The 17,901-nt window shown below is 54.3% G+C and carries 16 protein-coding genes; 15 read left to right on the forward strand and 1 reads right to left on the reverse strand.

Features of this window, described 5'->3' with window-relative positions; genetic code table 11:
- Nucleotides 1-67: 67 nt before the first annotated feature.
- Nucleotides 68-1,429, reverse strand: a complete 1,362-nt coding sequence (locus MLC70_RS08520; RefSeq protein WP_248183004.1) for an MBL fold metallo-hydrolase — start codon at nt 1,427-1,429, stop codon at nt 68-70.
- Nucleotides 1,430-1,600: 171 nt separating this feature from the next.
- Here MLC70_RS08520 and cysQ point away from each other — a divergent pair, with 171 nt between their 5' ends.
- The 15 genes from cysQ (at nt 1,601) to MLC70_RS08595 (ending at nt 17,901) form a co-directional block, all read left to right on the forward strand.
- Nucleotides 1,601-2,359, forward strand: a complete 759-nt coding sequence (cysQ, locus tag MLC70_RS08525; protein WP_248183005.1) for a 3'(2'),5'-bisphosphate nucleotidase CysQ — start codon at nt 1,601-1,603, stop codon at nt 2,357-2,359.
- 5 nt (nt 2,360-2,364) lie between these two features.
- Nucleotides 2,365-2,847 (forward strand): transcription/translation regulatory transformer protein RfaH, encoded by a 483-nt coding sequence (rfaH, locus tag MLC70_RS08530; protein WP_248183006.1) that lies wholly within the window; start codon nt 2,365-2,367, stop codon nt 2,845-2,847.
- 203 nt (nt 2,848-3,050) lie between these two features.
- The gene (locus MLC70_RS08535; protein WP_248183007.1) at nt 3,051-4,547 is read left to right on the forward strand and encodes a capsule assembly Wzi family protein; all 1,497 of its coding nucleotides are present in this window, start codon (nt 3,051-3,053) and stop codon (nt 4,545-4,547) included.
- 68 nt (nt 4,548-4,615) lie between these two features.
- Nucleotides 4,616-7,138 (forward strand): SLBB domain-containing protein, encoded by a 2,523-nt coding sequence (locus tag MLC70_RS08540; protein ID WP_248183009.1) that lies wholly within the window; start codon nt 4,616-4,618, stop codon nt 7,136-7,138.
- Nucleotides 7,138-8,058: a Wzz/FepE/Etk N-terminal domain-containing protein gene (locus MLC70_RS08545; RefSeq protein WP_248183011.1), complete on the forward strand. Its 921-nt coding sequence runs from the start codon at nt 7,138-7,140 to the stop codon at nt 8,056-8,058. The genes MLC70_RS08540 and MLC70_RS08545 overlap by 1 nt, the downstream gene beginning before the upstream one ends.
- Before the next feature lie 13 nt (nt 8,059-8,071).
- Nucleotides 8,072-9,145, forward strand: coding sequence for a dTDP-glucose 4,6-dehydratase (gene rfbB, locus MLC70_RS08550; protein WP_248183012.1), 1,074 nt, complete (start codon nt 8,072-8,074; stop codon nt 9,143-9,145).
- Complete coding sequence (gene rfbD, locus MLC70_RS08555) at nt 9,142-9,990, forward strand: dTDP-4-dehydrorhamnose reductase (protein WP_248183013.1); 849 nt, start codon at nt 9,142-9,144, stop codon at nt 9,988-9,990. Before rfbB ends, rfbD begins: the two co-directional genes overlap by 4 nt.
- Nucleotides 9,991-10,863, forward strand: coding sequence for a glucose-1-phosphate thymidylyltransferase RfbA (gene rfbA / locus MLC70_RS08560; protein WP_248183014.1), 873 nt, complete (start codon nt 9,991-9,993; stop codon nt 10,861-10,863).
- Nucleotides 10,864-10,878: 15 nt separating this feature from the next.
- On the forward strand, nt 10,879-11,445 hold the full coding sequence (gene rfbC / locus MLC70_RS08565; RefSeq protein WP_248183015.1) for a dTDP-4-dehydrorhamnose 3,5-epimerase: 567 nt from the start codon (nt 10,879-10,881) through the stop codon (nt 11,443-11,445).
- Entirely contained in the window at nt 11,442-11,849 is a 408-nt protein-coding gene (locus tag MLC70_RS08570; RefSeq protein WP_248183017.1) for a sugar 3,4-ketoisomerase, read from the forward strand. Before rfbC ends, MLC70_RS08570 begins: the two co-directional genes overlap by 4 nt.
- The gene (locus tag MLC70_RS18650; protein ID WP_248183018.1) at nt 11,846-12,307 is read left to right on the forward strand and encodes an acyltransferase; all 462 of its coding nucleotides are present in this window, start codon (nt 11,846-11,848) and stop codon (nt 12,305-12,307) included. Before MLC70_RS08570 ends, MLC70_RS18650 begins: the two co-directional genes overlap by 4 nt.
- Nucleotides 12,307-13,410 (forward strand): DegT/DnrJ/EryC1/StrS family aminotransferase, encoded by a 1,104-nt coding sequence (locus MLC70_RS08580; protein WP_248183021.1) that lies wholly within the window; start codon nt 12,307-12,309, stop codon nt 13,408-13,410. Before MLC70_RS18650 ends, MLC70_RS08580 begins: the two co-directional genes overlap by 1 nt.
- Nucleotides 13,407-15,440 carry an acyltransferase family protein gene (locus tag MLC70_RS18655; RefSeq protein WP_248183022.1) on the forward strand — a complete coding sequence of 678 codons (2,034 nt, stop codon included), beginning with the start codon at nt 13,407-13,409 and terminating at the stop codon, nt 15,438-15,440. Before MLC70_RS08580 ends, MLC70_RS18655 begins: the two co-directional genes overlap by 4 nt.
- Nucleotides 15,437-16,954 (forward strand): O-antigen translocase, encoded by a 1,518-nt coding sequence (locus tag MLC70_RS08590; RefSeq protein WP_248183024.1) that lies wholly within the window; start codon nt 15,437-15,439, stop codon nt 16,952-16,954. The genes MLC70_RS18655 and MLC70_RS08590 overlap by 4 nt, the downstream gene beginning before the upstream one ends.
- Nucleotides 16,951-17,901 (forward strand): glycosyltransferase, encoded by a 951-nt coding sequence (locus MLC70_RS08595; RefSeq protein ID WP_248183026.1) that lies wholly within the window; start codon nt 16,951-16,953, stop codon nt 17,899-17,901. Before MLC70_RS08590 ends, MLC70_RS08595 begins: the two co-directional genes overlap by 4 nt.

The raw sequence follows: 17,901 nt of genomic DNA on the forward strand, positions 1-17,901 counted from the left end.
TGCGGAGTATGCTTCACTAGCTGTTTAGATTGCCATGAGGCTCCTGGAATAATGATGCTTTCTGGTGCTAAACCTCCACCTCATCAAACAACTCCGCCACCTCAACCTCCCACCCAAACCGCTCCGCAATCCGCTTACGCATCACGTCACTAGCCACCATCTCCCCATGCGTCACATAAGCCTTGTCCGGCTTCAGTGAACCTTGCCCCAGCCACTCAAGAATCTCATTGTAATCCCCATGAGCAGACAACGAATCCAGGTTGTAGATCTCGGCTTTCACCGGCCAGTACTCCCCGTGGATCTTCACGGATTCCGCTCCATTCACCAAGGCATCCCCGCGAGTACCCGGCGCCTGAAAGCCCGCAAACACCACGCTGTTCCTGGGATTGGGTAGTAATGTCTTGAGGTGGTGAAGTACCCGCCCGCCGCTGGCCATGCCGCTGGCGGAAATAATCACACAGGGATAACGCGCGGAATCCAGCTCAATGGATTCCTCAACGGTGCGGACGAAATGAGTCTGGTCATCGATCATTTCGCATTCGGCGGCGCTGAGTTTGTGCTCTTTATGATGGTTGCAGAAGATTTCGGTCGCTTTGATGGCCATCGGGCTGTTCAGGTACACCGGCAACTTGGGTATGCGTTGCTGGCCCATAATCTTGTGAATCAGGTACAGCAGCATCTGCGCGCGGCCCACGGCAAAGGCGGGCATCAGCACGATGCCGCCTCGGCCGGCGGTTTTGGTGATGATTTGCGCCAGCTCTTCCTCCGGATCGGTGACGGCATGGGCACGGTCTCCGTAGGTGGACTCACAAATCAGCACGTCCGCTTTAGCGATCGGCTCGGGTGGCCGCATGATGACGTCATCCTGCCGGCCGACATCGCCGCTGAACACCACGGTTCGGTCACTGGCCTTGTCCGTCACGTGTACGCAGGAAGACCCCAGAATGTGGCCGGCGGGTGTGAACGTCACTTTTATGCCTTTCACCGGCTCAAAGGCCTCGTGGTAGTGCAGAGACTCGAAGTGTTTGAGTGCCTCCCACGCATCTTTCTCGGTGAACAGCGGTTCTGGATGCTCGTGTTTGGAGAATTTTTTGCGGAAGGCGTATTTTGCATCTTCCTCCTGCAGGAATCCGGCATCTGGCAGCAGTACCTTGCACAGCGCATGGGTGGCTTTCGTGCAGTAGATCTTGCCTTTGAACCCGTTCTTCACCAGGGCAGGCAGGTAGCCGCTGTGGTCAATGTGAGCGTGGGTAAGCACCACCGCGTCAATCGTCGACGGATCCACTGGGAATGGTGCCCAATTCCGTTTACGCAGGTTTTTCACGCCCTGGTACATGCCGCAGTCCACCAGTAAACGGTGCTTGTCATCTGATAGCAGGTAGCGAGAACCGGTTACCGTGCCGGCGCCGCCGAGGAAGCGTAGTTTCATGGTTGATTCCTTTCAGTGCGAACTCTCCATAGCGTAGCTCAAAGCCCGGAAGGTGGAATTGATGTGGGTCGGTTAACGAAGAGATCGCGGCGCCTGATTCCATACCCGAGCCTGACACTGCCCACTGCTCTCCGTTAGACTAAATACTCTTTTACCAGCAGGACTCTGCCGATGCACCACAGCACCCTTTTGCCCGCCGTGATCCACATTGCCGACGAGGCCGGCGAGCGGGTACTTCACATCTATCAATCGGACTTCAAGGTTCAGTACAAGGACGACAAATCCCCCATCACCGCGGCGGATGTCGCCAGCCACGATGTGATCGTGCTTGGGCTGCGGGCGCTAACGCCGGATACTCCGATTCTCTCGGAAGAGGGCGCGACCATTCCCTGGGAAGAGCGGCAACACTGGCAAACCTTCTGGCTGATTGACCCCATCGATGGCACTCGGGAATTTACCCAGCGCTCTGGCGAGTTCACGGTGAACATTGCGCTGATTGAAAATGGCGAGCCCGTGCTGGGCGTGGTTACCGCACCGGCGTTGAAAGAGGCGTTCTGGGGGGTGAAAGGTGAGGGCGCTCACAAGCGTGACCGGGCGGGCAAAGTGCACCGCATGGATGGGGCACAACCCCATACCGTCAAGCGGGTAGTGGCCAGTAAAAACCATTTGAATGACGGTACCCGGGCGTTCATCGAAACGCTGGGCGAGCATAAGCTGGTGCAGGCCGGCAGTTCCCTGAAATTCTGCCGCATCGCCGAAGGCCGTGCCGACGTGTACCCCCGCCTGGGACCTACCTGCGAATGGGACACCGCCGCCGCCCACGCGGTGTTGGTTGCCGCCGGCGGGCGCGTGGAAACGCTTGACGGAGCGCCGCTAACCTACGGCAAGGAAGACCTGCTCAATCCCTTTTTTATCGCCCACGGAAGGTAAGCTGCATGACTTGGTACGCACTGCAACACAAACCCGCCCAAGGCGATCGTGCGCTGGACAACCTGCAGAACCAGGGCATCACCTGCTTCTACCCCAAAATCACCGTGGAAAAAATCAAAGCGGGCAAGCGCTCCAAAAAATTGGAGGCGCTGTTTCCGGGGTACCTTTTCGTCCATCTGGAACAAACCGACCCCATGTGGGCCAAGCTGCGATCCACGCGGGGCGTGCTGCGAGTGGTGGGATTTGCGGGCAAGCCGGCCGCCATCGGGGATGAGGTAATCCAACACATCGAAGACAGTCTGCATGCGGTGGCAGACGTGGGAGGCATCAAGCCGGGGCAGCCCGTTGAACTCAGCGACGGGCCGTTTCAGGGCATCGACGCTATTTTCAAAGCTTACGACGGCGAGGAGCGCGCGATTGTATTGATTCAGTTCATGCAAAAGCAGCAGGCAATCAGCGTGTCGGTTGGCGCTATCAAGGGAAGATAGTTGCAGATGCAATCGTATGACAAGGTTTTGCAAAACAGGCCGATTAATGGGCTTGTATCGTCTAATTTTAACTTGTTTGTATTATACGATAACGTAGAATCGGTCGTTGTCTTACACATACGTAATAATCCTGACAAGGATACAGTCGGGGGAATGCTTCTCCCTCCGTGCCTGCTTCCCTGCCAACTACAGACTGAACGTTTATGACCTCAAAACGCTGGACCCTGGTCGGTGGGGCGGTAGCGTGCCTGATCGCCGCTATTCATGCCTCCGCGCTACACGCTGCTCCCTGGCTTGAGCCGGGCGATGTCCGGGCCCGGTTTGCGGTACAAAAATTGTCCGACCGGGGTCACCTCAACCGTCCTGTGACCACCTGGCCCATCAACTGGAGCGCGCTGGAAAGCGGCACGGGGAATCTGACCAGCAGCGACCTGCCATCGGTGGGCATGGCCAGCGCCTATCTAAGGTTCGAGCGAGAACAGCAGGCCGCGCCGGGGTTGCGCACAGAACTGAGCCTGAATGCCCAATCTGAAATTCCCGCCTTTACCGGATTCGAAACCAACGCCTTGGCGAAAGCGGGCGCATCGGTCAACCTGCAATGGCAAGGCAGCACCTGGGCCTTCGGCCTCAAGCCCACTTACGCGAAAGACCCGGATGACAACGAAGAGGTCCGTCCGGATGGGTCTTATCTGGCGGCTACCACCGGTAACTGGGTATTTGGCGCTGGCACCATTGATCGCTGGTGGGGCCCGGGCTGGCAATCCAGCCTGATCCTCTCCAACAACGCACGGCCCGTGCCCTCGGTCTGGATCACCCGCAACGACACCGCCGCCCCTGAAACGCCCTGGCTGGAGTGGCTCGGACCCTGGAATGCGACTCTGCTGGTGGGTCAATATGAAAACGATCGTGCGGTGCCGCGGGCAAAACTGATCGGCATGCGCTTTAGTTTTCGCCCGGTGGCCGGTCTTGATATCGGCCTGTCCCGCGCCATCATGGTGGGCGGCGAGGGGCGATCCGAGAGCGCCTCTACCATTGCGGATGCCCTCATTGGTCGTGACAACAGCCAGGACGGTGCCGATAACGACCCCGGCAATCAGCTCGGCAGCGTCGATGTCCGCTACGGCTTTAGCGTCGGCCAGCAATCCATGGGGGTGTATGCGGAAATGATGGGTGAAGACGAAGCCGGCGCTTTTCCTGCCCGTAAATCCTGGCAGTTCGGTACTGACTGGACCAGCCAGTTGCTCGACGGAGATCAGCAGTGGTTTCTGGAATACACCAACACCCTCGCCGATGACTTCTTGGGCAATGCCCGGCCCAACATCAGTTATGAGCACTTTCAGTATCGTTCCGGCTATCGCTACAATGGCCGCAATATGGCCACCAGTTTTGACGGCGACGCCGAAGCGCTGACGCTGGGCGCCTATCACTTTTTCGGTGATGGCAGCAATCTCACCGCCAAAGCAAGTTACGCCGAGCTCAATAAAGACGGCCGCAGCCGCGTGATTGTCCCCACGGATGACATTTTTTACACCGTACCTGCCCGTAATCAGAATGTGGCCATCATGCAGTTGGGCTATGGTACGCAGGCGTTCAGCGGCTGGCTCGATCTCAGCCTGCAGGCCACCGACAAAGAAATCGAATACGTTAGCGGAAAAAAAGACCAGATCTCGGCCAGTGCACGCTGGACATACCGTTACTGATCGCCGCCGCCAAAACAGGCCGCTGAACCGTCAATGACTCATATAAGCATCCCGGAAAAGGCATTACTGTGATTCGCCCCTACCTGAAAACCCTGATTCTTGCTCTGGTGTTTATCACCTTCCAGCAAGCCAATGCGTTGACACTCACGCCAGATCAGCAGCGGCAGCTGGATGCGCTGCCAGAGAGCCAACGGCAGCAGTTGATCCAGCAGTATCAGCAGGCTCAAAGCAGCCAGTCGGGGGGCAGTGCCGATCGCTCTCAGGCGCAAGAACAGGAGCGTTCGCGGAAGGAAGGTAGACAGCCGGGCGTCGCACCCTTGGGCAGCGGAGCGCAGGACGGCGAGGGTGAAGGGCAGACCGAAAAAGAAAAAACCGCTCAGAAAATTCTGAAAGAAGAATATGAAACGTGGCGGGCGGCCAGCGAACTCGCGAGCGAAGCTGTATTGCCTTTTGGGTATGAAATGTTCGCGGGTGAGCCAGAGTCATTTATTTCATCGGGCGATGTGGCCGTGCCCGTGGGGTACCGTGTCGGTCCTGGTGATGAGATTCGTGTGCTACTCACCGGGCAGGAAAATCAGGATCTCAGCCTGATAGTGAGCCGCTCAGGCACCATCGAAATACCGCAGATCGGCCCTGTGAACGTGCATGGCAAATCCCTTGAAGAGTTGCGCAATTATTTGCAAGATTTTGTTCGGGAACGCTTTATTGGTGTAAAGAGCTTCGTATCCCTCGGAGAGCTTCGCAGTATCAGCGTATTTCTGACCGGTGAATCCCGAAATCCGGGTGTGTATTCCGTCAGTGCTTTTTCCAATCTGAGTCATGCACTCAGCGTGAGCGGCGGTGTCAAAATCAGCGGTAGCTTGCGAAACATTCAGCTCATTCGCAACGGCGAAACGATCAGCCAGTTCGATCTCTACGACTTGATGCTGGCCGGAGACCGTCGCGCGGATCTGCAACTGAAGTCCGGCGATGTGATCTTCATCCCCACCGCCAAGCAGCGAGTCGCGGTCAGTGGTGCGGTGGTCCGTCCTGCGGTCTATGAACTGCGTCCAAATAACACACTCGAAGACGCCATTAAATTTGCTGGTGGGCTGAGATCGAAAGCCGACCCCAGTAAAATCCAGGTTTCGAGGTTGAAACCCGACAGCAACCGCACCTTATTGGATTTTGACTTTAACAACAGCAAAAACGTCAGGTTGACCAACGGTGACAGCTTGCGTGTCGGCGAAATTTACGACCGCTTACGTGGTGTGATTGAAATTCTCGGTGACGCTCCGATTGCAGGTGAATATCAGTGGGAGCAGGGCATGCGGTTGTCTGCATTCCTCAATAATCGTGACGATCACTTGGCCGAAGAAGCAGATCTGGAATTTGCAATCATTGTCAGCCGCACCGGCGAGAACTTTGATGCCAGCCTTCGTCGTTTCACCCCCAGAGACGTATTGGCCCAGCCCGGATCGGAAGCAGACCCCATCCTGAAAGAGCGGGACAGTATTCTGCTGTTCAACCGAAACACAGAGAGAACCAATCTGCTGGAACCGGTGCTGGAGGAGTTACAACAGAACTTGCTCCCTGGCCAACAGGCGCCGGTGGTCAGCGTAACCGGTGCAGTGCGACATCCCGGCAGTTACCCATTGCTGCCGGGGACGTCGGTCAAAGACCTGCTCACCTATGCGGGCGGCCTGACTAACGCCTCTTATCAATCGGAAGCAGAGTTGATCCGCCAGCGTTTAACGGCCACCCGATCGGAAAGCCAGCTGGTGAAGCTGGAATTGAAAAACCCGGCTGATCAAAACCTGGAATTACTGGCGGCCGATCGGATTCATATCAAGCAGATTCCGGACCTGAACCTTCAGCAAACCGTCGTGCTGGAGGGTGAAGTAACCTTCCCCGGCACCTACACGCTCCGCCGGGGCGAAACTCTGTCTCAAGTGATTGAGCGGGCGGGCGGCTTGAGTGAGTTCGCCTACGCAAAGGGCGCCGTGTTTACCCGCGAAAGTCTGCGTGAGCAGGAACAACGCCGGCTCGACGAAGCACAACGCAGATTACGCCGGGATCTTGCCATCAGTGGCCCGCAATCTCCCGGAGAAGTCGACACCGTGGAAGGCGACGATGAAACCGTGGTGCGTGTGCTGGATGAGGTAGCGAACGCCCAGGCCGTTGGCCGGCTGGTAATTGACTTGCCGGCTCTGCTAAAGGGAGACAACAGCCGCGACGTGCGGTTACAGGATGGCGACACTCTGGTGATTCCCGAGATCTCCCAGTCCGTCAGCGTGATGGGGGAAGTGCAGTTCGCCACCAGCCACCTGCACGATGGCAACCTGAGTGCGCAGGATTACATCAACCGCAGTGGCGGTTTGGCCTATCAGGCGGATGAGCAGAGAATCTATGTGATCAAAGCCGATGGTTCAGTGACCGTGCCCAATCAGAGCCGCTGGTTCGGGTCTTCAAATCCCCTCGAGCCGGGTGACACCATCGTGGTGCCGCTCAATCTGTCACAGCTCAGTAGCCTGGAACTGGCGAAAGACGTCAGCCAGATCATCTACCAGGTCGCCCTTGGCGCCTCCGCGGTGAGGAGCTTCCAGAACTGATGACCACCACCGAATCAATCTACCCAGACGACGAGATCGATTTAAGAGCCATATTTGCCGATTTGTGGCGAGGCAAGTGGCTGATCATTGGCTTGACCGTTGTTTGCGCGGTGGCCGGCGTGGTTTACGCCAAGCTGCAACCAGACATTTATCAGGCGCAGGCCACACTTGCGCCCAAAGACGGCGGAGAGACGAGAACTGGCGGGGGCGGGCTTCAGGGCTTGGCCAGCCTTGCCGGCGTGAACCTTGGCGGTGGAAGCTCCAACCAGTCCGTGATTGCCCAGGAGGTGCTCAAAAGCCGCGCTTTTCTTGGGGACTTTATCGAGCGCCACAATTACGCCCCGCAACTGGCGGCGGTGGAGCGTTGGAATCCTGGAACCAAGGCGCTGGAATACGACCCAGAGCGTTACAGCGTTGAGACCGAGCAATGGCTGAGCGTGGCGCCATCCAATTGGAACTTGGTTAACCGTACTCGGGGGCTGCTGGGGGTTGCGTCCAACAAAAACACCGGCATGTTGACGGTGTCGTTTCAGCATGAGTCGCCGGAGTTTGCGCAGGAAATAGTTTATAACCTGGTACAAGACATCAACAATCATATGCGAAAGCTGGATGTAGACGAAGCTGAGCGCAGCATTCGCTACCTGGAGAACAAGATTCAGGAAACCAGCATCGCCGGCATGCAACAGGTATTTTTCCAACTCATCGAATCAGAGACTCGCAAGGTGATGTTGGCGCATTCAAGCCCCGAGTACGTGTTCAAAACTATCGATCCCGCTGTCACCCCTGAAGTGCCGAGTGAGCCCAAGCGCCGTCTGATTGCCATGGTAGCCACCATGGCGGGTGCGTTGCTGGGCGTGCTGATCGTGTTGATCCGCTCTTTCTTTTTCAGTGCCAAACCGCCAACCATCAACAAAGCCTGAGCAAAGCACCACAATGAAACTCTTAGTAACCGGCGGTGCCGGCTTCATAGGCTCCGCCGTCATCCGCCACATCATCACCAACACTCACGATGAGGTGGTCAACCTCGACAAACTCACCTACGCCGGCAACCTCGAAAGCCTGGCTAAGGTCAGCGACAGCCAACGCTACACCTTCGAACAAGTAGACATCTGCAACCGCGCCGAAGTAGACCGCGTACTGGCCCAACACCAACCAGACGCCATCATGCACCTGGCCGCCGAAAGCCACGTAGACCGTTCAATCGACGGCCCTGCCGAGTTCATTGAAACCAACATCGTCGGCACCTACACCCTGCTGGAAGCCACCCGCCAATACTGGCAGGCTCTGGAAGGCGATAAAAAAGCCAACTTCCGCTTCCACCACATCAGCACAGACGAAGTTTACGGCGACCTCCCACATCCGGATGAAGCGGCAAACGCTGAAGAACACCTGTTTACCGAACAAACAGCCTACGCCCCCAGCAGCCCCTATTCAGCCAGCAAAGCCAGCTCCGACCACCTGGTACGCGCCTGGCGCCGCACCTATGGCTTGCCTACACTGATCACTAACTGCAGCAACAATTACGGCCCCTACCACTTCCCGGAAAAGCTCATCCCGCTGATGATCCTCAACGCGTTAGATGGCAAACCGCTACCGGTCTACGGCAAAGGCGACCAGATCCGCGACTGGCTTTACGTAGAAGACCATGCAAGAGCCCTTTACCAGGTCGCCACCCAAGGCAAACCCGGTGAAACCTACAACATCGGTGGCCACAACGAAAAACAGAACATCGAGGTAGTGCAAATCCTGTGCGACATCCTCCAGGAACTGCGCCCACAGGAGGCTCGCTACCGAGACCTGATCACCACCGTAAAAGACCGCCCCGGGCACGACAGGCGCTACGCGATAGACGCCAGCAAAATCCAGAGAGAACTGGGCTGGGTGCCACAGGAAACCTTCGAAACCGGCATCCGCAAAACCGTACAGTGGTACCTAGACAACCTCGACTGGTGCCAACGAGTGCAAGACGGCAGCTATAAGCGCGAGCGCCTGGGGGCAGGCGAATGAATATTCTACTCCTGGGAAAAACCGGCCAAGTAGGTTTCGAGCTGCAAAGATCCCTCTCCCCGCTGGGCAAAATAACCGCCCCGGGCAGGGAAGAGCTGGATTTAACCAGCGAACTAGCCGTAGCTGTTTACCTGGAACACCATCACCCAGACATGATCGTAAACGCCGCCGCCTACACAGCCGTAGACGCCGCCGAACAGCAGCAACCAGAAGCCCAGCGACTCAACGCCGGCTTACCAGCACAACTGGCCCAATACAGCGCAGCGCAGGGCACCTTGCTGGTGCACTACAGCAGCGATTACGTCTACCCCGGCACCGGCGTAACACCCTGGCAGGAAAGCAGCTCCACAGCCCCGCTCAGCGTCTACGGCCAAACCAAGCTCGAAGGCGACCAAGCCATCCAGCAAAGCGCCTGCGAACACCTGATCTTCCGCACCAGCTGGGTCTTCAGTGCCAGGGGCAATAACTTCATGAAAACCATGCTGCGCCTGGCCGAGAGTAAAACCGAACTCAACATCGTGGCAGACCAGATCGGCGCGCCAACATCCGCACGCCTCATCGCCCAAATCACCATCCTGGCGGTCCACAGCAATATCCCAAGCGGCCTCTACCATCTGGCCCCGGCAGGCGAAACCAGCTGGCAAGGCTTTGCCAAAGAAATCTTCCACCAGGCAGGCAAAACCACAACAGCCAACTCCATTCCAACCAGTGACTATCCCACGCCAGCCACACGGCCGCTGAATTCAAGAATGGACACCACCAAACTCGAAACCGCCCTGGACATCCAGCTCCCGGATTGGCAAAGCCAACTGGCGCTGACATTGAACGAGTATCTGGAGAAGTAAATGAAAGGGATTATCCTGGCCGGCGGCTCCGGCACCCGCTTATACCCCATCACCCGAGGCATCTCCAAACAGCTCCTCCCGGTGTACGACAAACCCATGATCTACTACCCGCTCTCCGTACTCATGCTGGCGGGCATCCGGGACATCCTCGTAATCACCACCCCGGAAGACCAACAAGGCTTCCAGCGCCTGCTGGGTGACGGCAGCCAATGGGGCATCAACCTCAGCTACGCCCAACAACCCAGCCCAGACGGCCTGGCCCAGGCTTTCCTCATCGGTGCAGAATTCATTGGCAGCGATAGTGTGTGCCTGGTCCTGGGCGACAACATCTACTACGGCCAAGGCCTGAGCAAGATGCTCCAAACCGCCGCCAAACGCGACAGAGGCGCCACCGTGTTCGGCTACCAGGTAACCGACCCGGAACGCTTCGGTGTAGTAGAGTTTGATGAAAACCATCGCGCCGTCTCCATCGAAGAAAAACCCGCCACGCCAAAATCCGACTACGCGGTAACCGGCCTTTATTTCTACGACAACGACGTCGTTGAAATCGCCAAGCAGGTAAAACCCTCAGAGCGAGGCGAGCTGGAAATCACCAGTGTTAACCAGGCCTACCTGGAACGGGGCGACCTGAACGTAGAACTGCTGGGCCGGGGCTTTGCCTGGCTGGACACGGGCACCTTTGATTCTCTGCACGAAGCCAGCGGCTTTATCGAAACCCTGGAAAAACGCCAGGGCCTGAAAATTGCTTGCCTGGAAGAAATCGCCTTTCGCATGGGCTTCATTGGCGAGGAACAGCTGCTGGCCGAAGCGGAAAACCTGAAGAAGAACAGCTACGGCGCCTACCTGAAAAAACTCGTTACCAAAGCCCGATAAACAAAAGCAGACGCCATGAAAATCACTGAAACCAGAATCCCGGACGTAAAACTCATCGAGCCCAAAGTATTCGGCGACGAGCGCGGCTTCTTCATGGAAACCTGGAACGAAAAAGCTTTTCGTGAAGCCGGAATCGACGCCACCTTCGTACAGGACAACCACAGCCGCTCCGTCAAAAATACCCTGCGTGGCTTGCATTATCAGATCAAGCAACCTCAGGGCAAACTGGTGCGGGTAACCCGTGGTGAAGTGTTCGACGTGGCTGTAGACCTGCGCACCAATTCACCCACCTTTGGCCAGTGGGTAGGGGAGTATCTCTCGGAAGACAACAACCGAATGTTGTGGGTGCCACCCGGATTTGCTCATGGTTTTCTGGTAACCAGTGATACGGCGGATTTTCAGTACAAATGCACAGATACCTACGCGCCTGAGCACGAGCGCTCCATTCATTGGGCAGACGAAGAGCTCGCGATAGACTGGCCGCTGGATTACAGCGCCGAACCACTCGTATCCGAAAAAGACAAGCAAGCCGTTTCCTTCGCCCAAGCAGAAAAGTACGGCCAGGAAGGTGAAAGCCTATGAGCCTGATAAAATGGATCGACTTCCAAAGCCTGGGCGACGAACGTGGCAGTCTGGTCGCCGTTGAAATCGGCATGGAAAAAGCCGTCCCGTTCGACATTAAGCGCGTGTATTACATCTATCACACCGAGCAAGGTGTAAGCCGTGGATACCACGCTCATAAAAATCTGAAGCAGGTTGCAATCTGTGTGGCGGGCAAGTGCCGCATGGTGCTGGATGACGGCTCAAACCGGGAAGAAGTGTGGCTGGATTGCCCAACCAAGGGTTTGGTGATTGAAGATCTGGTCTGGAGGGAAATGCACGATTTCAATGAAGACTGTGTTTTGCTCGTGCTCGCCAGTGAGCATTATGACGAGTCCGACTATATTCGGGATTACGACGATTTCCTGAAGCAGGTGAGCGAGTGAGCTTCATCCATCCGCTTGCTGACGTTGCCGAATGCACCATAGGCGAGGGCACAAAGGTCTGGCAATTTGTGGTCATTCTCACAGGTGCAAAAATCGGCCAGGACTGCAACATTTGCGCCCAGACACTAATTGAAGGTGATGTGGTTATTGGCGATAGAGTCACCGTGAAATCTGGCGTTCAGCTTTGGGACGGGACCCGCGTGGAGGACGATGTTTTCATTGGTCCAAATGCGACGTTTACAAACGATCCCTACCCCCGTTCAAAACAATATCTGGAGGAATTCTCTGGGATACGGATCTGTAAAAACGCTAGCATCGGCGCAAACGCAACCATCCTTCCCGGTATCACCATCGGCAAAGAAGCAATGGTAGGAGCCGGAGCGGTTGTCACCGAAGATGTCCCTCCCAAGGCTGTTGTTGTTGGTAATCCGGCCCGCATTATCAGGTACGTTGAATAATGGTTCCCTTCTTAGACTTAAAGGCAATTAACGCCAAATACCGCGAAGAACTCGTAGCCGCCGCCACCCGAGTAATTGACTCCGGCTGGTACATCCAAGGCATCGAAGTAAAAGCCTTTGAGCAAGAGTTCGCCGACTATTGTGGCAGCAAACACTGCATTGGCGTAGCCAACGGCCTGGATGCGCTCACTCTCACTCTCAGAGCCTGGAAAGAAATGGGCAAGCTGAAGGAGGGAGACGAAGTCATCGTGCCAGCCAATACCTACATCGCCAGCATACTGGCCATCACCGAAAACCGGTTGAAACCGGTACTGGTTGAACCGGACGAGGCCACTTTCAACCTGTGCCCTGAAAAAACCGCAGCAGCCATCACCCCAAACACCAAAGCCATCGTGGCCGTTCACCTCTACGGCCAGATCTCTCCGATGCCAGAGCTGATGAAACTGGCTGATAAACACGGTCTGTTGGTGCTGGAAGACGCCGCCCAGGCACATGGGGCCTGCATAGACGGCCGCAAAGCCGGCAGCTGGGGCCACGCCGCCGGGTTCAGCTTCTACCCGGGCAAAAACCTCGGCGCACTGGGCGATGCGGGTGCCGTAACGACCGATGATGAAGACCTGGCCAGAACCATCCGGGCGCTGGGCAATTACGGCAGCCACAAGAAATACGAAAACCTTTATCAGGGCGTCAACAGCAGGTTGGATGAGATGCAGGCCGCTATGCTCAGAATCAAACTGCGCCACTTGGATGAAGAAATCCAGAGCCGTCGGAAAGTGGCTGAGTATTACCTTGCACGCATCGATAACCCTAGCATCCAGTTGCCCTCTGTGGGCAAACGTAAAAGCCATGTTTGGCACCTGTTTGTTGTGCGATGCGAGCAGCGCGATGCCTTACAGAAGCATCTGGCAGAGCAGGGTGTGCAGACGTTGATTCATTATCCCATCGCTCCCCACCAACAATCGGCTTACAGCGAGTGGAGAAGCTTGCGATTTCCGCTAACTGAAAAAATTCACGAACAAGTACTCAGCTTACCAACGGGTCCTCTGATTGACGGTGATTCACTTAAATACATTGTGGGTCTCATCGAGGATATTGCGCGGTGAGTAACAAGATCGGCTATAGACCAGATATCGATGTATTGAGAGCCTTCGCTGTTCTTCCTGTTGTTCTTTTTCATTTGGACAGCGACCTGATTCCAGGCGGTTTTCTGGGAGTCGATGTATTCTTTGTTATCTCGGGCTATCTCATCACACGATTGCTTCAGGGTGAGCTGCAGCAGGGCGGAATAGATTTACTCGGGTTTTGGCGTAGGCGGATTTTACGAATTCTGCCCGCGTTAATGACGATGGTTGTTGTTACTTTCCTGATTGGGCAAATTCTGCTTTTCGCTCCCGAACGGAACGACTTGGCTACTAATTCATGGGCTGCATTGTTATCGGTTTCTAATATTTCACACTGGCTCAGTTATGGTGGATACTGGGGTGCAGAGGCTAATGACTCTCCTCTACTGCACACATGGTCGCTCGGGGTGGAAGAGCAGTTTTATCTTTTCTATCCGCTGTTTCTGCTCATGGTTTTTCGGTTATTCGGGAACATTCCTGTTTTGCTTATATTGGGAGTCTTGTTGATTAGCCTTGGCGGATTTGCATACGGTCTTTTGAACTATCCATCAGCGACATTCTATCTACTACCTACCCGTGCATGGGAGTTGGCGGCCGGGGCAACTGCAGCTCTTGTTTCGCCTGCTGCGTTAAGAACAAAAGCGGCCAATGCGTTGTCTTTCTTAGGTCTGGTTTTCGTTGCAGCCGCCTACATATTTGCAATGCCGGATTCTCTTAGTCTTTGGAACGTTGTCGCAGTAGCTGGCGCTTCACTTATTGTTTATTCCAGTACCCAGAATTTGTTCTCAAAGCTTCGCCTCACCAACCAAGCTTTACTTTGGATAGGATTGATCTCCTATTCGTTGTATTTATGGCATTATCCCGTTGTTGTTTATGGTAAGGCAATCGAGACGAGGTATAGCTCTGAAATTTCGCCAGTTTTGTTGTTTTTTTTGATTTTTCTTTTTGCTTGGATTTCCTATCGGTTTGTCGAGACCCCATTGCGACGAGCCAAGTCAGCCGCATCAAAAGTTGGCTTTGCCACTTTATTTCTGGCAGGGCTAGCTCTTGGTGCTCAGAACTTTGACTACCAAGAGAATCTGGCCAACTTTAAGCCAACGCAGTGGGCGGGTAATCTGTACCGTGTAAATCCGAGAGGTGCCTCGTCTGAAGGTGTTGACGAGCGTATGAAAGGCATAGAAGTACTGCAAAAAACACCGGCGGCCGAAGATACATATGCTGGAGCCTATTTGGAGAAGGGAATTGTTCTTGAGTATAGCGGCTCGGATAAAATCGAGGTTTTTGTTCTGGGTGATTCACATGGATTGCAGTGGGCTCCAGTAATAGACGAAATAATGCACGAGATAGGTAAAACAGTATCATTTATGACCGCTGACGGTACTCCAGCTTTTTTCAATATTCCCGTGCAGCCAGATGCTCAGAGGGGGCTCCTGTTTACCTCTGAACAGTTGACAGATTTTAAGCAAGCCCGGCTTCGTGTGATCAGAGAACGAAAGCCAGAGCTGGTAATTATTTCAGCCGCTTGGCGAGAATCTCATATCAAGGAGAGTGAGGACGTAATATCTGAAATTTTGAAAAGTGGTGCTCAGATCCTGTTCATTGGTGCTCCACCAAGACTCGAAATCGGTGATCGAAATGCTCCGCAATATTTGTCCTACCTCGGTGTGCAAAATGATGAGCGTGGGGATGTGTGGCTTGATCTTGTGGATTCTGAACATTATCAAGAAGCTAAAATCACAGTTAAAAGCATTGTAGATCGATGCGAATCGAATTGTCGTTTGGTTGAACCGGGTCCAATTTATATCCGTTCCTCTAAAGATGAGGGTGGTTGGTTGTTGAAAGTTATTGATAACGAAGAAGTGTTGTATATCGACGACGATCATCTCAGTGTGGCAGGGGCGAGACTGTCAAAAGAGCTCATTCAAAAGGGCGTATTGGCCGCTTTTGCGGAGCATGACGTAAAGATGGCCAATTTAAATGAGGTAAACAATGCCTCAGAAAGCCCGGAATGAGTAGTTCTGCTCCTTCAAACTCCCGCGGCCTGATCCGCTCCATGCTGGTAATCGGCTCAGCTCAGGTGGTCAATATCCTCATTTCCATCATCCGAATGAAGGTGGTGGCGGTGTTTTTGGGGCCGGCGGGTGTTGGTCTGCTCGGCATCTACAACAACCTGCAGCAGATGGTGGGTAATGCGGCTGGCCTGGGGATTGGCTCCAGTGGCGTTCGCCAGATCGCGGGTGCTAAAGGCGATGCGCAGACGCTGAACCGGGTCAGCCGTGTTCTTCTGGCCGCCCATCTGGTGCAAGGCACGTTCGCCATGATTGCGGTCTGGGTGTTTCGTCAGCCCCTGGCTATATGGTTGACGGATGATCCCACGCTGTCCACTGAGATCGGTTTGGTGGGCATTGCCGTCCTGTTAATGCTGCTGGCGACGGCCTACACCACGCTGCTCCAGGGCCTGCGCAGAATTGGTGACCTGGGCCGGGTAACGGTTATCGGTGCGTTAGTGTCAACGCTGTTCGGTTTGCTGGCGATCTGGTGGCTTGGCAGGTCAGGGCTTATCTGGTTCCTTGTGGTGCAGCCTTTGGCAAACCTGCTGGCGGCCTTGTTCTATGTCCGCAAGCTGCCACAGCGGGCTGACCGCCCACCGATGGGACTGAAGAAAATCTGGGAAACCTGGAAGCCGATGGCACGCCTTGGCGCCGCCTTCATGGCGGGAGGTCTCGCGACAACTGCCACCTTGTTACTGGTGCGGGCTATCGTTACTCGCGAACTGGGTCTGGATGCCGCCGGCCACTTTGCCGCCGCCTGGGGCATTACCATGATTTACGTCGGCTTCCTGCTCGGTGCCATGGGCGCTGATTATTATCCGCGACTGACCGAAGTGATTCACGATCGTCAGGCCGCCAACGGACTCATGAACGATCAGGCCCAGCTGGGTCTCGCCATTGGTGGCCCCGTGCTGTTGCTGATGATTGGTTGGGCGCCCTGGCTGATCACCCTTTTGTATGCCAGTGACTTCGGGCCGGCGGCGACGCTGCTTCAGTGGCAGACCGTGGGTAACGCGTTCAAGGTGGCCAGTTGGGCCATGAGTTTTGCGATTGTAGCCGGTGCACATGCCCGGATCTACTTCTTTATGGAACTCAGCTTTAACGCGGTCTTTCTGGTGCTGATCTGGTTCCTGTTACCCATCGTTGGTCTTGAAATGACCGGGGTGGCGTTTCTGCTCGGTTACATGGCTTATTTTCTTACGGTCTACTTGCTGGTAAGGCATCTGCGAGGCTTTCGCTGGCAATCGCTCTCGCTGAAACTGTTTGGCTTGCACGTGTTGCTCTCTGCGGGCCTGCTGGCAATATCCCTAACCGTTCCAGTTACCGGATTTATCGTTTCGCCATTAATCGCTGTTGTGACTGGCGTGGTCGGTTTACGTATTGTATTGCAGAAAACCGGCCCTCAAGGGCGTTTGGCAAGTAAAGGTTATGAATTATACGCCAGGCTCGGCTGGCCTATCAGGAGTGCAGGATGACGCAGGAAAAGTCACAGGAACGGCCGTTAGTGACGTTTGCGCTGTTTGCCTATAACCAGGAACAGTATATTCGGGAGGCAATTGAGGGAGCGTTGGCGCAGACTTATGAGCCGTTGGAGATTATTCTTTCTGATGATTGTTCGACGGATCGAACGTTTGAGATTATGAAGGAGATGGCGGCGCATTATGATGGGCCGCATGAGTTGAGAGTACGACGAAATGAGCGAAACTATGGCTTGATTGATCACGTCAATGTCGTCATTACTGAAGCATCAGCCGACATAGTCGTGCTAGCTGCTGGCGATGATATTTCTCGCCCAGAAAGAACAACATTAATTGCTAAAAAATTTGGAGAGCAGCCATTTTGTCAACTTGTCCATTCGTCAGTTTTGGAAATTGATCAATCTGGACGCACTTTAGGAGTAAGATTTCCTCCTGTTAGCGAAAAATTAGATGACCTTCAGAAAGCTTCAATATCCACAGGTATTTATATTGGGGCAACTGGGGCAATAAGAAAGTCTCTTAACGCTTTTTTTGGAAAAATAAATGAAAAGGACACATATGAAGATTTAATTTTTGGATTTAGGGCGGCTTTGCTAAATGGAATTTTTTACATTGAAAAACCGCTTGTGACCTACAGAAAAAATATAGGAATATCTTCTGGGTCTAATAGAAAATTTGGCTCAAGAAAGGAAAAACGAGTTGCGGCTCACAGTCATCGGATTGCAACATTGCGTCAGCGTAGATCTGATGTCGTCAAAACTAAGAATCTGAATCTTAAAAAAGTTATACGCGTTATTGATTCTGAAATAAAAATAGCGGAATGTCGAAAGATTTACCATGAAAACTTTTGGTATTTTATAATATGTTTTTTTGAAAAAGGTTTTTTTTCTCAAATAAAAGCACTTTCCTCAGAAACAAAATACCTCTTAGGATTAATAAAATAA

The organism is Marinobacter goseongensis (assembly GCF_023156235.1).
GTDB classification, from domain to species: domain Bacteria; phylum Pseudomonadota; class Gammaproteobacteria; order Pseudomonadales; family Oleiphilaceae; genus Marinobacter; species Marinobacter goseongensis.

Excerpts from the sequence above, each read along its gene's own strand:
- rfaH (WP_248183006.1), top strand. The coding sequence starts at position 2,365 with ATGACTTGGTACGCACTGCAACACAAACCCGCCCAAGGCGATCGTGCG.
- MLC70_RS08520 (WP_248183004.1), bottom strand. The coding sequence starts at position 1,429 with ATGAAACTACGCTTCCTCGGCGGCGCCGGCACGGTAACCGGTTCTCGC.
- MLC70_RS08590 (WP_248183024.1), top strand. The coding sequence starts at position 15,437 with ATGAGTAGTTCTGCTCCTTCAAACTCCCGCGGCCTGATCCGCTCCATG.
- MLC70_RS08570 (WP_248183017.1), top strand. The coding sequence starts at position 11,442 with ATGAGCCTGATAAAATGGATCGACTTCCAAAGCCTGGGCGACGAACGT.
- rfbB (WP_248183012.1), top strand. The coding sequence starts at position 8,072 with ATGAAACTCTTAGTAACCGGCGGTGCCGGCTTCATAGGCTCCGCCGTC.
- rfbC (WP_248183015.1), top strand. The coding sequence starts at position 10,879 with ATGAAAATCACTGAAACCAGAATCCCGGACGTAAAACTCATCGAGCCC.
- MLC70_RS08535 (WP_248183007.1), top strand. The coding sequence starts at position 3,051 with ATGACCTCAAAACGCTGGACCCTGGTCGGTGGGGCGGTAGCGTGCCTG.
- MLC70_RS08595 (WP_248183026.1), top strand. The coding sequence starts at position 16,951 with ATGACGCAGGAAAAGTCACAGGAACGGCCGTTAGTGACGTTTGCGCTG.
- rfbA (WP_248183014.1), top strand. The coding sequence starts at position 9,991 with ATGAAAGGGATTATCCTGGCCGGCGGCTCCGGCACCCGCTTATACCCC.
- rfbD (WP_248183013.1), top strand. The coding sequence starts at position 9,142 with ATGAATATTCTACTCCTGGGAAAAACCGGCCAAGTAGGTTTCGAGCTG.
- MLC70_RS08580 (WP_248183021.1), top strand. The coding sequence starts at position 12,307 with ATGGTTCCCTTCTTAGACTTAAAGGCAATTAACGCCAAATACCGCGAA.
- cysQ (WP_248183005.1), top strand. The coding sequence starts at position 1,601 with ATGCACCACAGCACCCTTTTGCCCGCCGTGATCCACATTGCCGACGAG.
- MLC70_RS08545 (WP_248183011.1), top strand. The coding sequence starts at position 7,138 with ATGACCACCACCGAATCAATCTACCCAGACGACGAGATCGATTTAAGA.